The following is a 19,663-nucleotide window of genomic DNA, read 5'->3' as shown; positions in this document are numbered from 1 at the left end:
ATTATTTAAACAATACACTTATGGCAACGGGGTTTCGCTCTCCACCGGAACCGACACCATATTGCCGCTGACCGAAGGCCGCTCGGGCCGCTTGGCGACCGCGATCACCAGTCCGATCAGCGCGACCGCGCCGCCGGCGATCGACAGCGGCGCCCAGTGATAATCCTCGAACACCGTCGAAAAACCCATTGCGATGATCGGGATGAGGACGCTCGACCACGCCGCCTGCCCCGGTCCGACCGCACGAATGATGTTGAAATAGAGCGGGAAAGTCACCGCGCTGGCGATGACGCCGAGATAAAGGACCCCGCCGAGATAGGCCGCGGTCGGCTCGATCACCGGCGGGCCGGTGGTGATCCAAGCAAAGCTGCCGTCGATCAACGCGCCGAACAGCATCGCCCAGGCGAGCATCACCGTCATCGATTGGGCGCGGGCGATCTTGCTGCCCTGCATCACATTGGCGATCGAAGCGCTGGTGACGCCAGCGAGGGTGAAGGCCGTCCCGGTCAGCACGGCGGCGGGGCCGAGCGCCGCAGCGCGATATTCGTGAAGGATCATCAGCCCGACGCCGACGATCGCAATCCCTGCCCCGGCAAGGAAGCGTCGTTCGAGCGGGGTTTTCAGGAAGATGCGGCCCATCAACGTGTTGGGGACGATCAGCAGCGCGAAAAGCACCGCAACGAGGCCCGAGGTGATATGCTGTTCGGCGCGATAGACGAAGTTGAAGTTGAACGCGAACTGCGCAATCCCGAGGACTGCGGCAAAGGCCAGCGCGCGCGGCTCGAGCCCCAGTCGCTCGCGCCGGATCGCGGCAAAGGCGAACATCGCGATCGCGGCGACCGCAAAGCGATAGGTCACCGACCAGCTCGGCGGCACGATGCCCAGCTGCCCCGTGATGACAATCCACGTCGATCCCCAGATCAGGGTCACCAACGCAAAGGGAAGGAGGACGCGCGGGTTGAGCAGCGTCAGCGGTTGCTGACTCACAGCGCCGAAATCGCGGCCGCCAGCGGCGCAACCGCCTGTGCATCCTGATCCCAGCTAACGACCAGGCGCGCAGCGCCGTCGCCCCAGTCGTAAAAATCAAACCCCGCAGCACGCAGCCGGGCCGCTTCCTCCGCGGTCAGGCGAATGAACAGCTCGTTGGCCTCCACCGGATACATCAGCCGCGAATTGCAAGCGGCAGCAAGTGCTGCGGCGCCGGCGTTGGCGGCACGCGCGTTGACCAGCCACAGATCGTCCGCCAGCATCGCGCGGATCTGCGCCGCAACGAAGCGCCCCTTGCTGAGCAAATGACCGCCGCGCTTCTTGAGTTCGCGCACCCCCGCGCCGCCGCTGCCGCCGAAAAAGACAATCGCCTCGGCCATCATCGCACCGTTTTTGGTGAAGCCGAACGAAAGCGCGTCGACCCCCGCGCGCCAGGTCACGTCGGCAGGCGCACAGCCCAGATGCGCGACCGCATTGGCAAAGCGCGCGCCGTCCATGTGCAGCTTCATCCCGCTCGACCGGGCGATCTCGCTGATCGCACCGACTTCGTCAGGACGCCACGCGAGACCATATTCGGTGGCATTGGTGATGCTGATCGCGGCGGGCTGAACCTGATGAACGTCCTGCCGAATGCCTGCGATCCGCGTCCGCAAAGCTCCCGCATCGATCTTCGCACCGCGCCCGGGCAGCGTCATCAGCTTGGCCCCACCCGAGTAAAATGTCGGCGCACCGCATTCGTCGACTTCGATATGCGCCTCCTCGTAGCAGAGGATGCCCTGCCAAGGCCGCACGAAATGGGCGAGAATGATACTGTTCGCTGCGGTGCCTGTCCCGATCCACACGACTTCGCATGGCGTTTCGAACAGCTCCGAAAAGGCGGCATCGAGCGACTGGCTGATCGCATCGCCGTCATAGGCCGTATCGACATGGTTGGCGGCAACCAGCGCATCCATCACAGCGGGATGAACGGTGGCGGCATTGTCGGAGAAAAAGCGGGTCGCGGTCACGCCATGAGCCTTAGCCCAGGTCGCGCTGCCTTGTTAACCTGTTATTTCGAATGCGGTCCATCGGCCGTGCCATCGCTCTCTGCCGCGGTGCCCCGCGCGAGACTTGCGCCGCCCGCCAGCCCCACGCCGCCGGCCATTCCCATACCGCCGCCGCCGCCGCGCCCGCCCCCGCCGCCGCGCTCCTCGCTCCCGCGTCCGGCGCCGCCTTTTCCGCCGCTATTCGCCGGGCGCGTCGGCCCCTGCAGAGGGATGGCAACATCCGCTGGAACAGGATCGAGGTCGAGCGCCTTGCGGATAAAATCCCGCAGTTCGACAACCAGCGCATGGGTATGCACCGGTCGGCCGTCCACCAGTTCCTGCGCGGCCCGGCTTGCCAACTGAACCTGCTTTGCCGTCCCGAGCAGGATGATGTCGGACAGCGCGGCCTCCACCGCATCGCGGATGCGTCTCGGCCGGTCCGATTCGCCGCCGCCGGCTTCGTCATTGGGCAGATCGGGCACCGGTTCGGCAGCGCCAGGCGCCCGGCGCAAATCGCGCAGGTGACGCGGATCGACCGTCAGGTCGCCGGTAAAGGAACCGCCCAGCGTCTTGTAGGCGGCGATCAGCGTACGCAGTCGTTCGTTGATCTGACGGTTCATCCGCTCGCGCCGCTGCTGGATGGTCATCATGACGATCAGGCGGATGCCAACCCCGATGAAGGTAACGAGCACCAGGCCGAGAAGCGTCGCCCCTATGCTTTGCCACGAGGAAAAATCAAAGAACCGCATGGCAGAGACATTCCTTCGGCAAAACTACCGTCCGGATGTCAGCATTGTCGGTTATCGCACACCCGTCCATCACAAAGTGGGGCGAGCAGCAGCCTGCCCGCAGCCTTGGACGCAAGCATCAACGGCTGCGATAAATCCAGCCACCCATCGATCGCGAACGCCGGACGAAATATGGTCCCGGCAGAATCAGGCGGCGCCGCACACCATGACGATCCATAAACCTGCCCACACGGGGCAGTATGATGAAGCAAGGCTGCCAGTCATAGTCGGCCTGGTCGATAGGCGATGGATCCTGCATAACCTGCCACCTTCTGTTTGGCGGCAATCTCTCCACGAGAGTATCTGCATCCGCCGCCCGAACTTCCGGCCAATAGCAAATTTTCCTGCAACGATCATGAACAAGCCGCCGCCCTCCAGGCCACGCCGTTCCGTATTCAACGCCATGAAAAAGGCGCTCGACAACCGGGCAAACGGAAACGGGCCGGGACAGCAAATGCTGCACCGGCCCGTCGATGGTCATGCTTTGGGGGGCGGAGCCGCCCCGCGGCGTGGCGCTCCGTTCAGCGGTCGCGCTTGGCGAGCAGCTTCAGGCGCAGCGCATTGAGCTTGATGAAGCCCGCCGCATCCTTCTGGTCATAGGCACCTGCGTCATCCTCGAAGGTCACATGGCGTTCGCTGTACAGGCTGTTCGGCGATTTGCGCCCGACGACCGAGGCATTGCCCTTGTACAGCTTCAGCCGCACCGTCCCGTCGACCTTTTCCTGGCTGTGGTCGATCGCCGCCTGCAGCATCTCGCGCTCGGGGCTGAACCAGAAACCATTGTAGATGAGCTCGGCATATTTCGGCATCAGCTCGTCCTTGAGGTGCGCCGCACCGCGGTCGAGGGTGATGCTTTCGATACCGCGGTGGGCACGGGCATAGATTTCGCCGCCAGGCGTTTCATACATGCCGCGCGACTTCATACCGACATAACGGTTCTCGACCAGATCGAGGCGTCCGATGCCATGTTTGCGGCCGAGATCGTTGAGCGCAGCAAGCAGGGTCGCGGGCGACATCGCTTCGCCGTTGAGCGCGATGCCGTCGCCCTTTGCGAAATCGATCGTGATATATTCGGGAGTGTCGGGCGCATCCTCGGGGTTCACCGTGCGCGAATAGACATAGTCGGGGGTTTCTTCCCACGGATCCTCGAGCACCTTGCCCTCGGACGACGTGTGGAGGAGGTTCGCGTCGGTCGAGAACGGGCTTTCGCCGCGCTTGTCCTTGGGAACCGGAATCTGGTGCTTTTCGGCGAATTCGATCAGCGCGGTGCGGCTGGCCAGATCCCATTCGCGCCACGGCGCGATCACCTTGATGTCGGGGTTCAGCGCATAGGCGCTGAGTTCGAAGCGCACCTGATCATTGCCCTTGCCCGTCGCGCCATGCGCGACCGCGTCGGCGCCGGTTTCGGCGGCAATCTCAACGAGGCGCTTCGAAATCAGCGGGCGTGCGATCGAGGTTCCGAGCAGATAATCGCCCTCATAACGCGCATTGGCGCGCATCATCGGGAAGATGAAATCGCGGACGAATTCCTCGCGCAGATCGTCGATATAAATATGCTCGGGCTTGATCCCCATCAGCTCGGCCTTGGCGCGCGCGGGCTCCAGCTCTTCGCCCTGCCCGAGATCGGCGGTGAAGGTCACGACTTCGCAGCCATAGGTGACCTGCAGCCATTTCACGATAACGCTGGTATCGAGCCCTCCCGAATAGGCAAGAACGACGCGTTTGAAAGACTCGGACATAGGGCACCTTTTGGCGAGGAAAGACGCGGGCGCGGCTAGCAGTCCCCCGCCCCCGGCGCAACCGGCTTGCGATTGGCATCGCCCCCTGCGCCAGCTATTGTGCGACCGGGAGAGACGCGATGGCAAAGGCAGAACTGAAGACCAGGGCGACCGGTATGTCCGTCGCCGACTTCATTGCTGCGGTCCCCGACGCCCGCCGCCGCGAAGAGGCCACGGTCGTCGATGCAATCCACCGCCGGGTCACCGGGCATGACCCCAAAATGTGGGGGCCATCGATCATCGGCTATGGCAGCTATGACTACGCCTATGACAGCGGCCACAAGGGCACGATGGCCCGCGCCGGGTTCAGCCCGCGCAAGGCGGCGATGACGCTCTATCTGATGGGCCATTATTGCGACCGGCAGGCCGAGGCCGACGCGCTGCTCGCAAAGCTCGGCAAGCACAAGACCGGCAAGTCGTGCCTCTATATCAACAAGCTTTCCGACGTAGATCTTGATGTGCTGGAACAGCTTGTCGCGCTGAGCTGGGACAGCATGAACCAGCTTTACCCCGAATAGCCGCGCTCCGTCGCCGCAATATAGTCGCGCGTCAGCGGCAATGCGTGACGGCTGCGCGCGAACTGGATCTGGTAATTGCCCATGCCGCCGCTTTCGAACGCCGCGGTCGCCCCGGCGAGATAGAAAGTCCACATGCGATAGAAGCGCGCGCCCATCATCGCAGTGATCTCGGCCTCATGCGCCACCGTCCGCACATACCATTGGCGCAGGGTCAGCGCATAATGAAGGCGCAGCGTTTCAACATCGGTGGCGATCAGGCGGCTTTTCTCGCTCGCCGCCAGCGTTTCGCTGAGCGCGGGAATATAACCGCCGGGGAAGATATATTTGCGGGTGAAGGCATCGGTCGCACCGGGGCCTCCAAACCGGCCGATGGTATGGAGCAGCATCACCCCGTCGGCGGTCATCAGATTGGCGGCGGCGCGGAAGAAGGTCTCGAAATTGGCGGCGCCGACATGTTCGAACATGCCGACCGAGACGATGCGGTCGAACCGGCCGGGTTCGCGCGTCGCAAGGTCGCGATAGTCGACGAGTTCGAAGCGCACGCGGTCGGCGACCCCGGCCTCCTCGGCGCGCTGCCGCGCGAGTGCAAGCTGTTCTTCAGACAGGGTAATGCCGAGCACCTCGACCTGTTCGAGCTTCGCGAGCGTGATCGCCATACCGCCCCAGCCGCAGCCGATGTCGAGAATGCGCTGCCCCGGTTTCAGCGCCAGCTTGGCGGCGATGTGCGCCTTTTTCGTCGCCTGTGCTTCGTCGAGCGACATGTCTTCGCGCGGCCAGTAAGCGCAGCTATATTGCATGTCGTCGTCGAGGAAGAGGCGGTAGAGATCGTTGCCGATGTCATAATGATGCGCGACATTGGCGCGCGACTGGCGGCGGCGGTTGATCGAGTTCAGCCGCGTTTTCACCCCGTCGAACCATTCGCCGACGCGTGTCTTGTCCTTGAGCGTCTCCCCGCGATCCCATGGCGTGTTCATGCGGATCAGGCCGATGAAGTCCATGATATCGCCATCGACGAGTTCGAGATCGCCATCCATGAACGCCTCTGCCGCGCCGAGCCGCGGGTCGAGAATGATGCGGCGCATCGCGGCCTTGCGGGCAAAGCGGATAGTGATGTCGGGAAAGCCGGGCGCGGGCTGGCCGAAGACTTCAGTCGTGCCGTCGAGCGCGACGACGGTCAGTCGGCCTTGTCGGACAATGCGGGAGAGAAACGGGCGTAGAATCGACATGGGAGCAATCTCACAACATTTCGGGCGCGAGAAGGTTGCGTTCAGATGCCCGCATACCATTCATAATCAACACGATCTTCCCAATATCCGCCCTTGCCTGAACCGATGCTGTCAAGGCTCGCAACGGCCTCGATCCCGGTCAGATATTTGGCGTGCTTATACCCCAATTGCCGTTCGATGCGCAGCCGCAGCGGCGCGCCATTGGCGATCGGCAAAACCTGCCGGTTGAGCGCCCAGGCGAGAATCGTCTGCGGGTGCAGCGCATCGACGAGGTCGCAGCTTTCGTAATAATTGGCGTCGCCGATGCGGTCGGCGCAGCGGAAGACGATGAAACGCGCGCGGTCCTTGAGCCCCGCTGCGGCGAGCAGGTGGCTTAGCTGCACCCCGGTCCATTCGCCGATCGCGCTCCATCCCTCGACGCAGTCGTGGCGGGTGATCTGGGTGCGCTGCGGCATCGCGCGAATATCGGCGAGCGACAGCGACAAGGGCGTATTCACCAGCCCCGACACGCTGACCCGCCAGTCGGCAAAGCCGCGCGCGGCGTGCGCAGCATAAGCCGCCCCTTCGGGAAGCCGCGTACCGTTGGGGCGAAAGACGGGCGACAGGTCGGCGCGGGTGAATTCGCGCGCGAGCGCGTTGCGATCGGTCAGCGCGCGCTGGCTGTGCTGATGCATCACCTCGCCCATCGAAAGAATTTTGCGCACCACCGGCGCATCGTTGATTGCGTCGCAGCCGGCGAGCAGCGGCAAGGCGCCCGCCGCAGCGGCGAGACCACCGGCCCGCGCGATCAGCTGGCGCCGCGGGAGGATTAATTCGCTCATGCGCCGTCGCCCCGGTCGGGTTGCAGGCGGAACCAGCCCGTGATCATCGAGCGTATCTCGTTCACCGGCCCGGCAAGCAGCACCATCGCGACATGGACGAAGAAGAAGGCCACGAGCCCCCAGGCGACAAGGAAATGGATCGAACGCGCCGACTGGCGTCCCCCGAACAGGTCGAGCAGCCACGGTGCGGCGGCGTTGAACCCCGGCGACATGGTGAGCCCGGTCGCGATCATCAGCGGCAACATGACAAAGATGACCGATATATAGCTGAGTTTTTGCAGGATATTGTAGCGCGCCGCCGCCGCGCCGGCCGGGAAGCGCAGCCGGGCATGGTCCTTGATGTCGCTCCAGATATGCCGCGGCGACCATTCGGCGCGGCGGACGTGCAAATCCTTGCGCAAATGCCCGCCGAAGACGGTCCATAGCATGTAAAGCGTCAACCCGATCGCCAGCACCCACGCGAAGAACAAATGCCAGCGCCGTCCATCGGCGAGATTATAGCTGGTCGGGATCGTCGACCAGCCGGGAAAGGCCCAGGTCTGCTCCTCCCCCGCCGCATCGGTCCAACGGCCGAGCACGCCAGTCGTCTCGACCCGCCATTCACCAACGCGCAAATAGCCGGTGTTAGGGGTCGATCCGATCGCCAGCCACGCCGGATCGGCATTCGCACCATATTCGCCCCAATAGAGGCGCGGATGGGCGTTGAAGATCATCAGCCCGCTCATCAGCAGGATCAGCAGCGTGACCGCATTGACCCAATGCCAGATGCGGGTGGGCAAGCGGTGGCGATAGACACGCACCGAAGGGCCGGCATCGGATGGAACGGCGGCAGGATTCACGGTCTCGGCCATATTCCTCCTGCGCGTCCTTGCGACCCCGGCGAAGGCCGCAGGAAGCAATCCAGAGCGGTTTTACACAGCCCCGGATTGCCACAAGCCTTCGGCCCTCGCAATGACGAGGCCGCGAAGGACCACCCGTTACGCGACCGCCTGCGCGCCAAAAGCCTCGCGATACTGGTTGCGCAGCGTGACCTTGTCGATTTTTTCGCTGCCGAGTTTCGGCAAGGCGTCATTCGACATCCAGATCCGGGCGGGCACCTTGTACGGCGCCAGACGCTGGCCGAGAAGGGCGATCATCGCATCGGCGTCAACAGTGCTGCCGGGCTTCATCCAGATCACAGCGCCGACGATTTCGCCCAGACGCTCGTCGGGCAGGCCGAACACCGCGCATTCATTCGCCTCGGGATGCTCGTAGATCGCGGCTTCGACTTCCTGGCAGCTGATATTCTCGCCGCCGCGGATGATGATATCCTTCTTGCGGTCGACGATGAAGAGATAGCCATCCTCGTCGAGATAACCGAGGTCGCCCGAACGGAAATAGCCATTGTCGAAAAAGGCCGCCTTCGTCGCGGCTTCGTTGTTCCAATAGCCTTCGAAATTGGCGATCGAACGGATGCACACTTCGCCAACCTGACCTTGCACCAGTTCATTGCCATTATCGTCGAGGATCGCGAGATCGACGAGCGGCTTCGACGCCGGCCCCGTCGACAGCGGCTTGTCGATGTAATTTTCGTTGAGGTTGCCGCAGCCGACCGCATTGGTTTCGGTGAGGCCATAGCCGAGCAGCGGCTTGCCGCCATCCATCCCCTCGGCAAGGCGCTTCACATGCTCGGGCGGACGCGGGGCGCCGCCGGCGGCATAGCTTTTGCACGTCGACAAATCATATTTCGACCGGTTCGGATGGACGAGAATCTCGTAGCTCATCAGCGGCACGCCGACGAAATAATTGCACTGCTCGTCCTGGATCAGCCGCATCGCCTCTTCAGCGTTCCATTTCGGCATCAGCACCAGCTTGCGCCCGAGCGCGAGGCTCTGCATGAAGACCGGAATTTCGGCGGTGACGTGAAAGAGCGGCGTGCACACGAGCGTCGCGGGCTGAATATCCGACATCTGGCCATCCTGCGTCAGCAGAACGACGATGCCCGCGGTCTGGGCAACATAGTTGAAGATCGCCTGCACCACCGCCTCATGCCGCGAATAGGCACCCTTCGACTGGCCCGTCGAGCCCGACGTAAAGAGGATCGTCGCCAGATCCTGCCCGGTCAGCGTCGGCAACACCGTGTCGGCGCTGCCGCCCGCGCTGGTAATGGGAGCGAGCGCTTCGGCAAGGGGCTTGCTGATGTCGAGCGTCACGACCTTTGCACCATGCGGGGCTTCGGCCAGACGCGCCGCGCGCTGCGGATCGGCGATGACCAGCTTTGCCTCGCTATCCTCGATCCCCGCAGCCAGTTCGGCACCCTGCCACCAGCCGTTGAGCAGGGTCGCGCAGCCGCCCGCGATCAGCACGCCCAAATAGGTTACGCACCACGCATTGGCGTTGCGCATCGCTATCGCGACGCGGTCGCCGCGCTGGACGCCGTGGCCATCGATCAGCCCCGCCGCGACCTGACGCGCCGCCATATAGACCTGCTTGAAACTCAGCCGCTCGTCGCCCTCGACGAGGAAGGTCGCATCGCCATGCTGCATCGCGAAAAAGGCAATATAATCGGCCAAATTGGTCGGCGCATTGGTGATGAAAGGCAGCCGCTGGCCAAAGCGTTCGACGGACCCGATCTGGATGGGCCCACCGGGGCCGGTGATCAGATTATAGGCAGCTTCCAGGCGCAGATCGAGCGCGGATGGCATGGGGTATCTCTCCTCTTGGTCTCGATGCACTTACCCCTTATGGGGAAGGCCTGTCCTGGGGAAGGTCTCGAGAACTTATGTTTCTTTTTGCAACTCTAACCGAAGCAACGCAATATGTGAACTTCCATGATCTGATGGGAGAGAACAGCGAAATCGCGTTCAGCGTCTTCGGTCTGCCGATCCGCTGGTATGCGCTCGCCTATCTTGCGGGCATCTTCCTCGGTTACTGGTATCTGCTCAGGCTGATCGCCCAGCCCGGCGCCCCGATGGCACGCCGCCACGCCGACGACCTGGTCTTCTATGCCATGCTCGGAATCATCATCGGCGGGCGGCTTGGCTATGTGCTTTTCTATAATCTCGGCGCCTATCTGGAGGACCCGATCGGCATTTTCCGTTTGTGGGATGGCGGCATGTCGCTGCACGGCGGGACGATCGGCGTGCTCATCGCGATCTGGTATATGACGAAGAAGGACAAGCTCAGCTTCCTGCGTTTCTGCGACTATGTCGCTTGCATCGTTCCCTTTGGCCTGTTCCTCGGCCGCCTCGCCAATTTCGTGAATGGCGAGCTGTGGGGCCGCGCGACGACCGTCCCCTGGGCGATCATCTTTCCGGGCAGTGGCACGATGGACCCGCGCCACCCCAGCCAGCTTTACGAAGCGGGAATGGAAGGGTTGGTGATGATGCTAATCCTCAGCTGGCTCTTCTGGCGCACCGACGCGCGCTACAAGCCCGGATTCCTGTTCGGCGTGGCAGCAATAGACTATGGTGTCAGCCGCTTTGCGATCGAGTTCGTCCGTGAGCCCGATGTCCAGCTCGGCACCCTGTCGTGGGGCCTGACGATGGGCCAGACGCTGACCTTGCCGATGATCGTGATCGGCGTGTGGCTCGTCGCCACCGCCAAGGGCCGCCGCCAGCGCGTCGAACCGATCGCGGGAACCGACAGCATTGCCTGACGGCCCACCGAGCCCCGAGCAGATCATCAGGGATATCGCTGCCGCGCGCGCGATGACCGTCGCCGATTATATGGCGGCGGCCAATACGCATTATTATGCGACGCGCGATCCGCTGGGTGCCGCAGGCGATTTCACTACCGCGCCCGAGATCAGCCAGATGTTCGGCGAAATGGTCGGCATCTGGATCGCCGACCTGTGGCTGCGCGCGGGAAGCCCCGCCTTTCGCTATGTCGAACTGGGCCCCGGACGCGGCACGCTCGCCGCCGATGCGCTGCGCGCGATGGCGCGTTTCGGCTGCACGCCGCTGGAGATCCATCTCGTTGAAACCAGCCCGTCATTGCGCGCGGCGCAACTGGCGCGCCTGCCCGCAGCTGAACATCATGACAGTGTCACCGATCTGCCCGGCACCGACGCGATGATCATCGTCGCCAATGAATTTTTCGACGCGCTGCCGGTCCACCAATATGTGAAGACCGCGGACGGCTGGCGCGAACGGGTGGTTCGGCAGCGGGACGGAAAGCTGGTGCCCCTTCCCGGCGACGTGCCGGCCGATGACGCGATCCCCACCGCATTGCGCCAGCGGAGCGAAGGCGCGATCGTCGAGACCGCCCCTGTCGCCGCCGCGATCATGCAGCATTGCGCGTTTCGCATCGCGCGGCAGGGCGGCGCGATGCTGACAATCGACTATGGCTATGGTGGCCCCGCCGCAGGCGACACGTTGCAGGCGGTCAAGGCGCACGCCTTTGCCGATCCCTTCGTCGATCCGGGCGAGGTTGACCTGACTGCCCATGTCGATTTCACCGCACTTGCTGACGCCGCGAAGCGCGCCGGGGTCCGCATTGCCGGACCGGTCGGCCAAGGGGCGTGGCTGCAAGGCCTCGGCATCGACGCGCGGGCGCAGGCGCTGGCCCGCGCCGCCCCTGATCGCGCCGACGAACTGGCGGCGCAGCGCGACCGGCTGGTGAAACCCGATGCGATGGGTGAATTGTTCAAGATCATGGCCATCCACGCGCCGGGCTGGCCCCTCCCCGAAGGATTTGGCGCGACTGGAAAGGCAGCATGACGAATCTGATTTTGGCCCGCGACGAAGATGCCGACGAATTGAACCTGTTTGCGGTCGACGCCTTCAAGCGCACCTTCGGCCATATTTATGACCCCGCCGATCTGGCGACCTTCCTGACCGGCTGGAACCCGCCCGAACGCATCCGCGCCCAGCTTGCCGACCCCGCGTGGACGATCGCGCTGGCGCGCGGCGAGAGCGGCGAAATCGCGGGCTTCGTCAAAATGGGACCGATCGATTTCGACCTGCCCGCAGGGCAGCCGGGCGACGATGCGACCGAACTCCACCAGCTCTATGTCGGCGAGGCTGCGAAGGGCACCGGCGTCGCCGCGGCCTTGATGGAATGGGGAATCGCCTGGGCGCGCGAGCGCGCGTCGATCCTGTATCTCTCGGTCTTTACCGAAAACCCGCGCGCGCAGGCCTTTTACCGCCGCTATGGTTTCGTCGATGTCGGCCGCAATCCGTTTCGCGTCGGCAATCATATCGACGAGGACCGGATCTGGAGGCTCGACCTGTGACAGTCCCTTTCGCCACCGCACCGTCGTTGGGCGATATCGCGCATGGCTTCTTCGGACGCCGCGGCGGCGTATCGACCGGCGAGCTTGCCTCGCTCAACTGCGGGCTGGGGTCGAACGACGATCCCGCGCTGATCACCGAGAACCGGCAGCGCGTGACCGAAGCGGCGTTGCCCGGCGCAACACTCACCGGCCTTTATCAGGTCCATGGCAATCGCTGCGTCATCGTCAATGGCGACAGCGATCTGACCGCGCGGCCCGAGGCCGATGCGCTCGCGACGCGGACCCCCGGCATTTTGCTCGGCATCCTGACGGCCGACTGCGTGCCGGTGCTGTTCGCCGATGCGGATGCAGGTGTGGTCGGCGCCGCGCATGCGGGCTGGAAAGGCGCCCTCGCGGGTGTCACCGACGCGACGATCGCCGCGATGGAAAGCCTCGGCGCCACCCGCGCCCATATCGCTGTCGCAATCGGACCATGCATCGCCCGCGCCTCGTACGAGGTCGACGAGAATTTCGTCCAACGCTTCCTTGCGGAGGATCCCGCCAACGAGCATTTCTTCGCCGCGGGACGACCGGGGCATGCGATGTTCGACATCGCCGCCTATGTCGCCGCACGCGTCGCCGCGGCGGGCGTGCGGCGAATTGCCATCGGCGGTCAGGACACCTATGCCGAGGCCGAGGACTATTTCAGCTATCGCCGCGCCTGCCATAAAAATGAAAACAGCTATGGCCGGCAATTGTCGGTGATCGGGCTGCGATAGACGCATCATTCATCGTCACCCCGGACTTGATCCGGGGTCCGGCTTTTTGAACAAGCGGGGCCCCGGATCAAGTCCGGGGTGACGAAAGAAAAACGGGTTGGGGGAGACGAGCGGATGAAGGCCTTGGCGATACCGCGCAAGCGGCTGGTTTCGATCATCGGTGGATCGGCGGGCAATCTGGTCGAATGGTATGACTGGTTCGCCTATGCGGCTTTCGCGATCTATTTCGCCCCGGTCTTCTTCCCCAAGGCCGATCCCACCGCGCAGTTGATGAGCACCGCGGCGATTTTTGCCGTTGGCTTTATCATGCGCCCGATCGGCGCGTGGGTGATGGGGCGTTTCGCCGACACGCGCGGGCGCAAGGCAGGACTAACGCTATCGGTCGCGCTGATGTTCAGCGGGTCGATCCTGATCGCGGTCGCGCCGACCTATGCGATGGCCGGGCTGCTCGGCCCCGCAACCTTGCTGGTCGCGCGCATGTTGCAAGGCCTGTCGCTCGGCGGCGAATATGGCGCGAGCGCGACCTATTTGTCCGAAATGGCGCCGCGCGAACATCGCGGTTTCTGGGCGAGCTTCCAATATATGACTTTGTGCGGCGGGCAGCTTTGCGCGATCTTCGTCGCCGTCGTGCTGCAAGCTTTCCTTACCGAAGCCGAGCTGACGGCATGGGGCTGGCGCATCCCCTTCGTCATCGGCGCCTTGCTGGCGCTGGGCGTCTATGTCCTCCGCCGCAATCTCGCCGAGACACCCTCGTTCGAAAATCAGGCAGTCGACCGCCCGGCATCGACCGCAGCATTGCTCTGGCGCGAGCATCGCCGCGAAAGCATCCTTGTCGGCATGTTGTCGGCGGGCGGCGGGCTCGCGGCCTATACCTACACCAGCTATATGCAGAAATATCTCTACAACACCGTCGGTTTCGACAAGGCGACCGCCACCTATATCATCGCCGCCGCGCTGCTGTGGTTCACCGCGATGCAGCCGGTGTTCGGGGCACTCGCCGACCGGTTCGGGCGCAAGCCGATGTTGCTGCTGTTCGGGATCGGCGGCGCAATCGTCGCGGTGCCGACCTTCATGACGCTGGAGCATGTCACTTCGCCCTATGTCGCGGCGCTACTCATCATGATCCCGCTCACCCTGCAAAGCGGCTACAGCGCGAACAATGCGCTGGTGAAAGCCGAACTGTTTCCCGCGCATATTCGCGGGCTGGGCGTCGCCCTGCCCTATGCCATCGGCAATGCGATCTTCGCCGGAACGCTCGAAATGGTGGCGCTGGGGCTAAAGGGCGCAGGCGTCGAATGGGTTTTCTATTTCTATGTCGCTGCGGTGATCGCGATGGCCGGGGTCGCGACGCTGCTGCTTCCCGAAACCCGCGAGCGGAGCCTGATCGTCGAGGATTAGCGGCCATGCCGGGGTGACGGAGGGACAAAACAACGCTAGTTTCGACTGAAACCATTCCCACGGAGAATCCCCCATGCCCCCGATTGACAACAGCGACCTGACCGGCACCACTTCGCGCCGCAAACCGAAGAAGGACGTCACCGAAATCGGCGGCCATCCGCTGTCGCCGTCGACGCTGATGATGGGCTATGGCTATGACCCGATGCTGTCCGAAGGATCGCTGAAGCCGCCGATCTTTCTGACCTCGACCTTCGCCTTCGAAAGCGCCGCCGCAGGCAAGCGCCATTTCGAAGGCATCACCGGCAAACGCCCCGGCGGCGCCGACGGCCTCGTCTATTCGCGCTTCAACGGCCCGAATCAGGAAATCCTCGAGGCCCGGCTCGGCGTATGGGAAAAGGCGGAGGATGCGCTGGTCTTTTCCAGCGGCATGTCGGCGATCGCCACCTTGCTGCTCGCGCATGTCAGCATGAACGACGTCATCGTCCATTCGGGGCCGCTCTATGCGGCGACCGAAACGCTGATCGCGCGCATCCTGTCCCGGTTCGGCGCCACCTATGTCGATTTCCCCGCCGAAGCCTCGCGCGCCGAGATGGATGCGATTCTCGCCCGCGCCAGAGAGATGGCGGCGGCACAGGGCGGCAAGGTCGCGATGGTCTATCTCGAAAGCCCGGCCAACCCGACCAACGCGCTCGTCGACGTCCAGGCGATGCGTGCCGCTGTGACCGCCGCCTTTCCCGAAGGCGCGCAGCCGCCCATCGCGATCGACAATACCTTCCTTGGCCCGCTCTGGTCGAAACCGCTCGCGCATGGCGCCGACATCGTCCTCTACAGCCTGACCAAATATGCCGGCGGCCACAGCGATCTGGTCGCAGGCGGCGTGCTGGGGTCGAAGCATTGGCTCGGTCCCATTCGCATGATGCGCAACACGATCGGCACGATCTGCGACCCGCACACCGCGTGGATGCTGCTGCGGTCGCTAGAAACCGTCGAACTGCGGATGAGCCGTGCGGGCGAAAATGCCGAGAAGGTCTGCGCCTATCTGCGCGACCATCCGAAGGTCGACGGGCTCGGCTATCTCGGCTTCCTGAAAGACGGGTCGCAAAAGGATATTTTCGACCGCCATTGCACCGGCGCCGGATCGACCTTTTCGCTGTTCATCAAGGGCCGCGAGGAAGAGAGCTTCCGTTTTCTCGATGCGCTGAAGATCGCGAAGCTCGCGGTCAGCCTCGGCGGCACCGAAACCCTCGCCAGCCACCCGGCGGCGATGACGCATTTGTCCGTTCCCGACGCGCGCAAAAAGGCAATGGGCATCACCGACAATCTGGTGCGCATCTCGATCGGTATCGAAGATGCGAACGACCTGATCGCCGATTTCGAACAGGCGCTGGCGGCAGTTTGAGCTTGTTCCCCCTCCCGCTTGCGGGAGGGGCGTTACTTTCGCGCGCGCCAGTCGACGACTTGCCAGCCCATACGCGGCGCCAGCCGCTTGAGCTTCCGCGATGGCGTCGTCGCCACCGCCTCGTCGGCGAAGTGCAGCATCGGATGGTCGGACACATGGTCCGAATAGGCACGGATATGCGCGCCATCGCGGGTGATCGCATTGGCGGCCAGCCAGTCGGCGATCCGCGCGAACTTCGCCTCGCCATAGCAGTTATCGCCCGCCAGCCGGGCGTGGATATGGTCGGCACCATCGGGCTCGTCGAGCCGCGTCGCGAGCACATCGTCAATCCCGAGCCGCCGCGCGATCGCATCGACATAGAGGTGAAAGGATGCGGTCGCGAGCAGCACGCGATATCCCGCCTCACGGTCGGCCGCGATCTGCTCGAGCGCGGCAGGGTGGAGCCCGCCAGCAACGACCTTGTCGGCGTAGCTTTCCGCGAGCGGCAGAATTTCGGCGCGGGCAAAACGCTTGCCGACGAGCAGGCGCAAGTTGATGGCCTTCAATCGCGAACGGTCGATCAGGCGCAACGAGTAAGCCGCTCCGGCGATCCCGACGAGCGGCAACAGCAGCAGTCGCCATTGCTGACGCCGCCGTGCAACATGGATCAAAAAGCCACTGTAAGTCCCCGCTCGGGTGATCGTGCGGTCCATGTCGTACATGGCGACGCGGTGGGCGTAGTCGGGGGTGGGCGGCACTTCCATCTTCCCGCTCATAGAGCCGCACCGTCCGGCGGCCAAGGGGCGGGATTCACTTGCCGTTCCGGGGCAAATCATCCAATGTCCTCCGCGCGATGGTGGCCAGTGCGGATTTCGAACATAGCGAGGGTGCCGATGGCGCCGAGGTCCGGTTTTCGGGCCGGCTGACGCTCGCGCGCCTCGGCGACGTGCCCGCACGGCTCGGCGAGCTGGGATCGATTTCGACGCTCGACCTGTCGGCAATAGACCGGATCGACACCGTCGGGGCGTGGATCGTAACGCGCACGGTCAACGAACATGGCGCCAAAATCGTCGGCGCAAGCGACGAGGCGCGCCGCCTGCTCGACGCCCTCGCAAGCGACAAGAGCGAATATCGCGTCCACAGCGATCGCCGCCCGGCCTGGGTCCGCACGCTCGAGCAGATCGGCACCGCCAGCCGGTCAATCTGGCACGAGCTGCTGGGCATCATCGATTTTTTCGGCGCGATGATCATCGCGCTCGGTATCCAGATCCGCGCCCGCCGCCGGCTGCGCTGGAACGCCGTCGTCACCCGCTTCCAGACCGTCGGGCTCGACGCGCTGCCCATCATCGGCCTGATGAGCTTTCTGATCGGCATCGTCATCGCGCAGCAGGGCGCGGTACAGCTGCGCCAGTTCGGGCTGGAGGTGTTCACGATCAATCTGGTCGGCCGCGCCTCGATCCGCGAGTTGGGCCTGCTGATGACCGCGATCATGGTCGCGGGCCGGTCGGGTTCGGCCTTCGCCGCGCAGATCGGCACGATGAAACTGACCGAAGAGATTGACGCGATGCGCACGATCGGTGTTTCTCCGATGGAAGCGATCGTGCTGCCGCGCGTCGCGGCGTCGACGATCACCATGCCGCTGCTTGGCTTCTACGCCAGCATTTGCGCGATCATGGGCGGCGGCGCCTTCGTCTGGGTCGGGCTCGATATGCCGCCGCTCACCTATATCCAGCGGCTGCGCGAAATCATCCCGATGACCGATTTCTGGATCATGCTGATCAAGGCGCCGGTGTTCGGCCTGCTGATCGGCGTCACCGGCTGTTACGAAGGGATGCAGGTGCGCCAGAATGCCGAGGAAGTCGGCAAGCGCACGACCTCGGCGGTGGTTGCCGCGATCTTCCTCGTCATCGTCCTCGACGCCATGTTCGCCGTCTTCTTCTCGTCGATCGGATGGAATTGATGAGCGACGACACGCATGCCGAAATCCAGCAGGAACTGGCGGCCGCCGACGCGGTGCGGCCGGAGAAGTTCGACTATGCGATCCGTATTCGCGGGCTGCGCAACCAGTTCGGCGAAGCAGTGATCCACGACGGGCTCGACCTCGACGTCCGCTCGGGCGAAATATTGGGCGTCGTCGGCGGGTCGGGCACCGGAAAGTCGGTGCTGATGCGCTCGATCGTCGGGTTGCAGACCCCGGCGGCGGGCGAGATCGAGGTCTATGGCAAGACGCTCGACACCATCGCCAACGAAGAGGAATCGCGCGACCTGCGCCGCCGTTGGGGCGTGATGTTTCAGGGAGGCGCGCTCTTCTCGACGTTGAGCGTCGCCGAGAATATCCAGGTGCCGCTGCGCGAATATTATCCTCGCCTCGACCAGCGCCTGCTCGACGAGATCGCCGCCTACAAGGTCGCGATGGTCGGCCTGCCCCCCGACGCCGGCCCCAAATTTCCTGCCGAACTGTCGGGCGGCATGGTCAAACGCGCCGGGCTCGCCCGCGCGCTCGCGCTCGATCCCGCACTGCTCTTCCTCGACGAACCGACCGCCGGGCTCGACCCGATCGGCGCTGCGAAATTCGACGAATTGATCCGCGAGCTTGCCGATACGATGGGCCTGACCGTCTTCCTGATCACCCACGACCTCGACACCCTCTACGCCACCTGCGACCGGGTTGCAGTGCTCGCCGAGAAAAAGGTGATCGCGGTGGGGACGATCCCGGAACTGCTTGCCACCGAGCATCCGTGGATACAGGATTATTTCAACGGGCCGCGCGGCCGCGCCGCAGCAGGCTGCAATATCGCCGCCGAGCGGCAGGATAGGAAAAGCTGATGGAAACACGGTCGAACAATGTGCTGGTCGGCGCCTTCGTCCTGCTGTTCACAGCGGCGCTCGCCTTTTTCGTCGTCTGGCTCGCCAACGACAGCGGCGGCCCCAAGCGCGAATTTGATATTTTCTTCAAGCAATCGGTCGACGGGCTGACCAAGGGCGCGCAGGTTCAATATTCGGGCGTGCCGGTCGGCCAGGTCCGCGAAATCGCGCTGCTTCCCGACGACCCGCAATTCGTCCGCGTCCGCATCGAAGTCAACGAGGGCATACCGATCGTTCAGGGCACCACCGCTGCGCTCGAAGGCGTCGGCTTTACCGGTGTCTCGCAGATTTCGCTCAACGGCGGGGTCAAGGGTGCGCCGCCGATCGCCGACAAGGGGCCCGCAGGCAAGCCGGTGATCCCCAACCGCATGGGCGGGCTCGGCGAATTGCTCAACACCGCCCCCCAGCTGCTTCAGCGGCTGTCGACGCTGACCGAACGCCTCGCCGAGCTGGCCGACGACGAAAATCAGGCGAGCTTCACCGGGATCCTGAAAAATGTCGAGCAATCGACGGCAATTCTCGCACGCAACGGCCCCGCGATCGAAAAGGCGCTCGCCGACACGCGCATCGCGATCCAGCAGACGGGCAATGCCGCCGAACAGATCGGCAGCCTCGCGGCGTCGGCGCAGGGCACGATCGATCGCAACGTTGACCCGGCAATGGCCAATTTGCGCGACACGCTGAAATCGGCGAGCGCATCGATGGCGACGCTCGAAGGTGCGATCGCCGATGCGCGACCCGGGCTCCAGACCTTCAGCGAAACGACCATTCCCGAAGCCAATGCGTTGATCCGCGACCTCCGCCGTACGTCCTCCACCCTGTCCAGCCTGACCGACAAGCTCGACCAGCAGGGCGCCGGAGCGGTCATCGGCGGCAACAAGCTGCCGGATTACAAGCCATGAGGAT

19 protein-coding genes are annotated in these 19,663 nt (G+C 63.9%); 10 read left to right on the top strand and 9 right to left on the bottom strand.

Annotation, left to right across the window (positions count from 1 at the left end):
* Positions 1-18: 18 nt before the first annotated feature.
* The 4 genes from AC1RRJ_RS02490 to AC1RRJ_RS02475 all read right to left on the bottom strand — a co-directional run bounded on the left by AC1RRJ_RS02490 (position 19) and on the right by AC1RRJ_RS02475 (position 4,539).
* Entirely contained in the window at positions 19-987 is a 969-nt protein-coding gene (locus AC1RRJ_RS02490; RefSeq protein ID WP_493120130.1) for a DMT family transporter, read from the bottom strand.
* Positions 984-1,994, bottom strand: coding sequence for a threonine aldolase family protein (locus AC1RRJ_RS02485; protein WP_493120129.1), 1,011 nt, complete (start codon positions 1,992-1,994; stop codon positions 984-986). The genes AC1RRJ_RS02490 and AC1RRJ_RS02485 overlap by 4 nt, the downstream gene beginning before the upstream one ends.
* 41 nt (positions 1,995-2,035) lie before the next feature.
* Entirely contained in the window at positions 2,036-2,761 is a 726-nt protein-coding gene (locus AC1RRJ_RS02480) for a hypothetical protein (RefSeq protein WP_493120128.1), read from the bottom strand.
* 560 nt (positions 2,762-3,321) lie between these two features.
* Positions 3,322-4,539 (bottom strand): argininosuccinate synthase, encoded by a 1,218-nt coding sequence (locus AC1RRJ_RS02475; protein ID WP_088474447.1) that lies wholly within the window; start codon positions 4,537-4,539, stop codon positions 3,322-3,324.
* Positions 4,540-4,658: 119 nt separating this feature from the next.
* Here AC1RRJ_RS02475 and AC1RRJ_RS02470 point away from each other — a divergent pair, with 119 nt between their 5' ends.
* A complete protein-coding gene (locus AC1RRJ_RS02470; protein ID WP_493120127.1) occupies positions 4,659-5,096 on the top strand; it encodes a DUF1801 domain-containing protein in 438 nt (145 codons plus the stop codon).
* Here AC1RRJ_RS02470 and AC1RRJ_RS02465 read toward each other — a convergent pair.
* From AC1RRJ_RS02465 to AC1RRJ_RS02450, 4 genes are all read right to left on the bottom strand, one after another.
* A complete protein-coding gene (locus AC1RRJ_RS02465) occupies positions 5,084-6,322 on the bottom strand; it encodes a class I SAM-dependent methyltransferase (RefSeq protein ID WP_493120126.1) in 1,239 nt (412 codons plus the stop codon). The genes AC1RRJ_RS02470 and AC1RRJ_RS02465 overlap by 13 nt on opposite strands.
* Positions 6,323-6,363: 41 nt before the next feature.
* On the bottom strand, positions 6,364-7,143 hold the full coding sequence (locus AC1RRJ_RS02460; protein WP_493120125.1) for a molybdopterin-dependent oxidoreductase: 780 nt from the start codon (positions 7,141-7,143) through the stop codon (positions 6,364-6,366).
* On the bottom strand, positions 7,140-7,994 hold the full coding sequence (locus AC1RRJ_RS02455) for a cytochrome b/b6 domain-containing protein (protein ID WP_493120124.1): 855 nt from the start codon (positions 7,992-7,994) through the stop codon (positions 7,140-7,142). The genes AC1RRJ_RS02460 and AC1RRJ_RS02455 overlap by 4 nt, the downstream gene beginning before the upstream one ends.
* Before the next feature lie 126 nt (positions 7,995-8,120).
* A complete protein-coding gene (locus AC1RRJ_RS02450; RefSeq protein ID WP_493120123.1) occupies positions 8,121-9,827 on the bottom strand; it encodes a class I adenylate-forming enzyme family protein in 1,707 nt (568 codons plus the stop codon).
* 77 nt (positions 9,828-9,904) lie between these two features.
* Here AC1RRJ_RS02450 and lgt point away from each other — a divergent pair, with 77 nt between their 5' ends.
* From lgt to AC1RRJ_RS02420, 6 genes are all read left to right on the top strand, one after another.
* A complete protein-coding gene (gene lgt / locus AC1RRJ_RS02445) occupies positions 9,905-10,780 on the top strand; it encodes a prolipoprotein diacylglyceryl transferase (protein ID WP_493120122.1) in 876 nt (291 codons plus the stop codon).
* Positions 10,781-10,832: 52 nt separating this feature from the next.
* Positions 10,833-11,843: a class I SAM-dependent methyltransferase gene (locus AC1RRJ_RS02440; RefSeq protein WP_493120688.1), complete on the top strand. Its 1,011-nt coding sequence runs from the start codon at positions 10,833-10,835 to the stop codon at positions 11,841-11,843.
* Positions 11,840-12,358: a GNAT family N-acetyltransferase gene (locus tag AC1RRJ_RS02435; RefSeq protein ID WP_493120121.1), complete on the top strand. Its 519-nt coding sequence runs from the start codon at positions 11,840-11,842 to the stop codon at positions 12,356-12,358. The genes AC1RRJ_RS02440 and AC1RRJ_RS02435 overlap by 4 nt, the downstream gene beginning before the upstream one ends.
* Positions 12,355-13,116: a peptidoglycan editing factor PgeF gene (gene pgeF, locus AC1RRJ_RS02430; protein ID WP_493120120.1), complete on the top strand. Its 762-nt coding sequence runs from the start codon at positions 12,355-12,357 to the stop codon at positions 13,114-13,116. Before AC1RRJ_RS02435 ends, pgeF begins: the two co-directional genes overlap by 4 nt.
* Positions 13,117-13,230: 114 nt before the next feature.
* Positions 13,231-14,514, top strand: a complete 1,284-nt coding sequence (locus AC1RRJ_RS02425; RefSeq protein WP_493120687.1) for an MFS transporter — start codon at positions 13,231-13,233, stop codon at positions 14,512-14,514.
* A gap of 73 nt (positions 14,515-14,587) precedes the next feature.
* Positions 14,588-15,913: a cystathionine gamma-synthase family protein gene (locus AC1RRJ_RS02420; protein WP_493120118.1), complete on the top strand. Its 1,326-nt coding sequence runs from the start codon at positions 14,588-14,590 to the stop codon at positions 15,911-15,913.
* Positions 15,914-15,945: 32 nt separating this feature from the next.
* Here the strand turns inward: AC1RRJ_RS02420 and AC1RRJ_RS02415 are convergent, their stop codons facing one another.
* Positions 15,946-16,656 (bottom strand): HAD family hydrolase, encoded by a 711-nt coding sequence (locus AC1RRJ_RS02415; RefSeq protein ID WP_493120685.1) that lies wholly within the window; start codon positions 16,654-16,656, stop codon positions 15,946-15,948.
* Between the two features lie 89 nt (positions 16,657-16,745).
* Here AC1RRJ_RS02415 and AC1RRJ_RS02410 point away from each other — a divergent pair, with 89 nt between their 5' ends.
* From AC1RRJ_RS02410 to AC1RRJ_RS02400, 3 genes are read left to right on the top strand one after another with little or no spacing between them, the layout of a single operon-like run.
* Positions 16,746-17,852 (top strand): ABC transporter permease, encoded by a 1,107-nt coding sequence (locus tag AC1RRJ_RS02410; RefSeq protein ID WP_493120117.1) that lies wholly within the window; start codon positions 16,746-16,748, stop codon positions 17,850-17,852.
* Positions 17,852-18,718: an ABC transporter ATP-binding protein gene (locus AC1RRJ_RS02405; RefSeq protein WP_493120116.1), complete on the top strand. Its 867-nt coding sequence runs from the start codon at positions 17,852-17,854 to the stop codon at positions 18,716-18,718. The genes AC1RRJ_RS02410 and AC1RRJ_RS02405 overlap by 1 nt, the downstream gene beginning before the upstream one ends.
* Positions 18,718-19,659, top strand: a complete 942-nt coding sequence (locus AC1RRJ_RS02400) for an MlaD family protein (RefSeq protein ID WP_088474206.1) — start codon at positions 18,718-18,720, stop codon at positions 19,657-19,659. Before AC1RRJ_RS02405 ends, AC1RRJ_RS02400 begins: the two co-directional genes overlap by 1 nt.
* The last annotated feature ends 4 nt before the right edge of the window (positions 19,660-19,663 follow it).

The organism is Sphingopyxis sp. GW821-FHT12C06, assembly GCF_058807415.1.
The sequence above is the reverse complement of the archived record's forward strand: the minus strand, read 5'-3'. Positions and strand labels throughout refer to the sequence as shown.

Excerpts from the sequence above, each read along its gene's own strand:
- AC1RRJ_RS02455 (WP_493120124.1), bottom strand. The coding sequence starts at position 7,994 with ATGGCCGAGACCGTGAATCCTGCCGCCGTTCCATCCGATGCCGGCCCT.
- AC1RRJ_RS02420 (WP_493120118.1), top strand. The coding sequence starts at position 14,588 with ATGCCCCCGATTGACAACAGCGACCTGACCGGCACCACTTCGCGCCGC.
- AC1RRJ_RS02440 (WP_493120688.1), top strand. The coding sequence starts at position 10,833 with ATGACCGTCGCCGATTATATGGCGGCGGCCAATACGCATTATTATGCG.
- AC1RRJ_RS02460 (WP_493120125.1), bottom strand. The coding sequence starts at position 7,143 with ATGAGCGAATTAATCCTCCCGCGGCGCCAGCTGATCGCGCGGGCCGGT.
- AC1RRJ_RS02475 (WP_088474447.1), bottom strand. The coding sequence starts at position 4,539 with ATGTCCGAGTCTTTCAAACGCGTCGTTCTTGCCTATTCGGGAGGGCTC.
- AC1RRJ_RS02410 (WP_493120117.1), top strand. The coding sequence starts at position 16,746 with ATGGTGGCCAGTGCGGATTTCGAACATAGCGAGGGTGCCGATGGCGCC.
- lgt (WP_493120122.1), top strand. The coding sequence starts at position 9,905 with ATGTTTCTTTTTGCAACTCTAACCGAAGCAACGCAATATGTGAACTTC.
- AC1RRJ_RS02405 (WP_493120116.1), top strand. The coding sequence starts at position 17,852 with ATGAGCGACGACACGCATGCCGAAATCCAGCAGGAACTGGCGGCCGCC.
- AC1RRJ_RS02470 (WP_493120127.1), top strand. The coding sequence starts at position 4,659 with ATGGCAAAGGCAGAACTGAAGACCAGGGCGACCGGTATGTCCGTCGCC.
- AC1RRJ_RS02450 (WP_493120123.1), bottom strand. The coding sequence starts at position 9,827 with ATGCCATCCGCGCTCGATCTGCGCCTGGAAGCTGCCTATAATCTGATC.
- AC1RRJ_RS02480 (WP_493120128.1), bottom strand. The coding sequence starts at position 2,761 with ATGCGGTTCTTTGATTTTTCCTCGTGGCAAAGCATAGGGGCGACGCTT.
- AC1RRJ_RS02425 (WP_493120687.1), top strand. The coding sequence starts at position 13,231 with ATGAAGGCCTTGGCGATACCGCGCAAGCGGCTGGTTTCGATCATCGGT.
- AC1RRJ_RS02415 (WP_493120685.1), bottom strand. The coding sequence starts at position 16,656 with ATGGAAGTGCCGCCCACCCCCGACTACGCCCACCGCGTCGCCATGTAC.
- AC1RRJ_RS02435 (WP_493120121.1), top strand. The coding sequence starts at position 11,840 with ATGACGAATCTGATTTTGGCCCGCGACGAAGATGCCGACGAATTGAAC.
- AC1RRJ_RS02400 (WP_088474206.1), top strand. The coding sequence starts at position 18,718 with ATGGAAACACGGTCGAACAATGTGCTGGTCGGCGCCTTCGTCCTGCTG.
- AC1RRJ_RS02465 (WP_493120126.1), bottom strand. The coding sequence starts at position 6,322 with ATGTCGATTCTACGCCCGTTTCTCTCCCGCATTGTCCGACAAGGCCGA.